The organism is Robertmurraya sp. DFI.2.37 (assembly GCF_029211245.1).
Classification (GTDB): Bacteria; Bacillota; Bacilli; order Bacillales; family Cytobacillaceae; genus Robertmurraya; species Robertmurraya methanolica_A.
Map to the genome: position 1 here is coordinate 1 of NZ_JARGEJ010000116.1, position 2,922 is coordinate 2,922.

The 2,922-nt window shown below is 30.3% G+C and carries 3 protein-coding genes and 1 pseudogene; all 4 read left to right on the forward strand.

The genetic code is table 11. The annotated features are described in order from the left end of the window. Nucleotides 1-271: transposase (locus tag PZE06_RS25535; RefSeq protein WP_275792088.1), on the forward strand; the 271-nt coding region annotated here is incomplete at its 5' end. A 344-nt stretch (nucleotides 272-615) separates the two neighbouring features. Continuing rightward, nucleotides 616-774 (forward strand): annotated as a pseudogene (locus PZE06_RS25540) (ATP-binding protein); the annotation flags it as partial. 273 nt (nucleotides 775-1,047) lie between these two features. Next, nucleotides 1,048-2,451: a hypothetical protein gene (locus tag PZE06_RS25545; protein ID WP_150917825.1), complete on the forward strand. Its 1,404-nt coding sequence runs from the start codon at nucleotides 1,048-1,050 to the stop codon at nucleotides 2,449-2,451. Next, entirely contained in the window at nucleotides 2,448-2,834 is a 387-nt protein-coding gene (locus PZE06_RS25550) for a hypothetical protein (protein WP_191963724.1), read from the forward strand. The genes PZE06_RS25545 and PZE06_RS25550 overlap by 4 nt, the downstream gene beginning before the upstream one ends. The last annotated feature ends 88 nt before the right edge of the window (nucleotides 2,835-2,922 follow it).

The following is a 2,922-nucleotide window of genomic DNA, read 5'->3' on the forward strand; positions in this document are numbered from 1 at the left end:
CGAGACAAAGGAATCCCTAAAGGAGTTTTATCGGCGTGTAGAAAAGGCGAATATTCCAGAGTTTAAAAAGGCGATTCGAACCCTCCAAAATTGGCAAATAGAAATCCTGAATAGTTTTGCTTATGATGATTCGAATGGGTTTTTAGAAGGGATCAATAATCTAACAAAAGTACTGAAAAGGAATGCGTTTGGCTTTCGAAGCTTTAAGCGTTTTAGAGCTAAAATTTTATTAACACATAAGTATAAAAAAGTGGGTGTTCATATTGGGTAAGGGCGTTACTTCACCCCAACAATTGACGTTGAACCATAAAAATTAATGGATGCTAACATTTTATTTTACCTTGGGGTAAAAATGCTTCGTAAGTATGTTTTTTTACAAAACATAAAGGTACAAAATTAAATATATTTAAAGTTAAATGTTTCTATAGCAGAATAAATTTGAAGGTTTCAATACATATAAAACACCTATCATTAAAAAGGACTTTTGTATTAATGCCTTCTTCAAAAAATCAGGCCTAAGTAAAGTTAATGTATAAAAGCCTGAACAAGATTGCTAAATCTCCGAAAAAATCAATATTTCTTCTAGTTCACAAACTATTCCAACTCATATCATAGTGTTATGAGCAGAAAAGTCATATCCTTACACCAAATTTAGAATTTAGCCAATGGAATCGGATATTTTCTGATTCTAGGCTAGCAGCTGCTTTAGTTGATCGTTTAATACATCACGCGCACATTATCACTTTCCTGGGTGGCAAAACTCTGCATTTTTAATTGCATTTTTCTGCACTTTTCTATTGCAAAATACACATTCACCCTTTCCTTTTATCTATCAAATGTGTGACATAACATAATTAATTCTCAAGGTATCTTTATTCTAATCTCCCCTTGGAATAAAAAATGTATTGTGTGATTTTTGTTATGAGCAATCTACTTATTATATATGAATGAAAATAACTTAAAGGGGAAATTGGACAAATTTGTATGAAATTCGTATAAAATTCAATTGTAAAGTAATGGTATAATTAGTCGAAAGGAGGAAAAAACATGCATGAAATGGATATATTTGTAGAACTGTTAGATGATGAAGAAGCGAATCGAGTAATGAACTACTTTCAGGAACAACCATTAGGTACTCGTAAGAATACTGCTAACTTGGAACAGAAAAAACAACACATTAAAAGAATCTTTAAATCTGCTACCCCAAATATGATTAGGAAAAGAAGGAAAGGGGGACCTGATCCTTTTTATACTTATATCAACAAATATAAAGACATTCCAATGGGAAAAACGTTTAAAGACTCGGTGATCATGTTTAGTGATATTAATAACGTTGCACCTTATTTTCTATACTCTAAATTATTACTAAAATATCCAGAGGAAACGAGGGGAATATTGGAAAAAATCAGTGAAAATATTAAAGAGAACCTACCTCCATTCACAAATATATATAATTTTGATGTAAAAGAGGAGTTAATAGATTTTCTACGAAAGTATAAACAACAAATGGGGGAGCAATCGTCTGATTTTTTATTAGCAGGATTTTTAAAACATACTACTTTCTTAGATAGGGTCAAAGAACAATATGAGAAATGTAAAGAAGAAGTACGAGATTATGATTTTCTAAAATTTTATAATGAATACTCTAATTTAAAAGAAAAATACGGTGTTGAATTAACCAATATTTCATATATAAACATGCATGACGAAGAAGATGCTGAAATAAAAATGTTACTTACTATTGACCTCATACTTGAATATCTTCAAAACAATAAAGTAGACAAGAGTAATGAAAATAAAATTGAGTCTATAGTTAATAAATATGAAACTCAATTATTTACAAAAAATCAAACAATAAAAGAAATGGCTGAAGAGATTAATGAATTGAGAGCAGTCCAAAAATTGAATATAAAAGAATCCAAAGTAGTGATAAAGCAAAAAGAGAAAATGCAACAAGAAATAGAAACTCTTAAGAAATTCCTAAACTTAGAAGAGGAAAAATCGAAGGAAGTGATTACAAACTTGGAACAACAAACTAAACAGATTAGAAGCGAATATAAATCTCAAATTAATCTGTTAAAGAAAACAATTGAGATGGAAAACCTTATTAAGAAGGACCGTTTAACAAAGTTCTATGAGCAAAGTGCGATCAAACGTAATTGGGGAATCATTTGTCTAGTAGATTACGAATTAACAACTGAAATGTTCCCTGAACTGAATATTGTGAACCCTGAAAACAAAGAACAGTGTACAAAGCTTTACAAAAATACAGATGTAGAAACCGTCTATCTCTTAACAAAAGGGATATCTTCCCGGAAAATCCGTTCAATTAAAATTGAATCTGAGAAACATAATAAAAAATTAGTAACACTAGAAATTGGTAACTTTAAAGAGTTTATAGAATGGATTGGATACATAAAAACTTCCGAAAGGCAAGGGATTTTAGTATGATGATAAAACCTTATTCTACAAAGATAATTGACCAGATTAGAGAAAACTATATGGTGGGTGTACTTGCTACAGTACAAGACTATATACCAAGGTTAGGTGACGATCAAGAACCTGTGACCTATTCTGAACAAATGAATGATGTAATTTTCTATGTAAGACCACTAAGCCAAGAGCCAAAAGAGATTACACAAATACATGAAAAATATCCCGGTATGTCTAATCTTTACATTGGATTTTCCAGTAAAAGTTTCAGTAATTTACCGCTCGAATTTAAATATAAAACAGATATAAACAAAAAGATTGAATATATAAAAATTAGACTAGAGGGAAAGTTGTTACTATTTAATGTAAACGCTAGAATAAAGTTGACAGTTATTGCTTGATAAGATTTTACACTTTTGCTCAATCAACCTACTACTTTAGTAAAATAGGAATTGACGTTATTTTACTGGAGGTAGGGGTTTTGGAGGA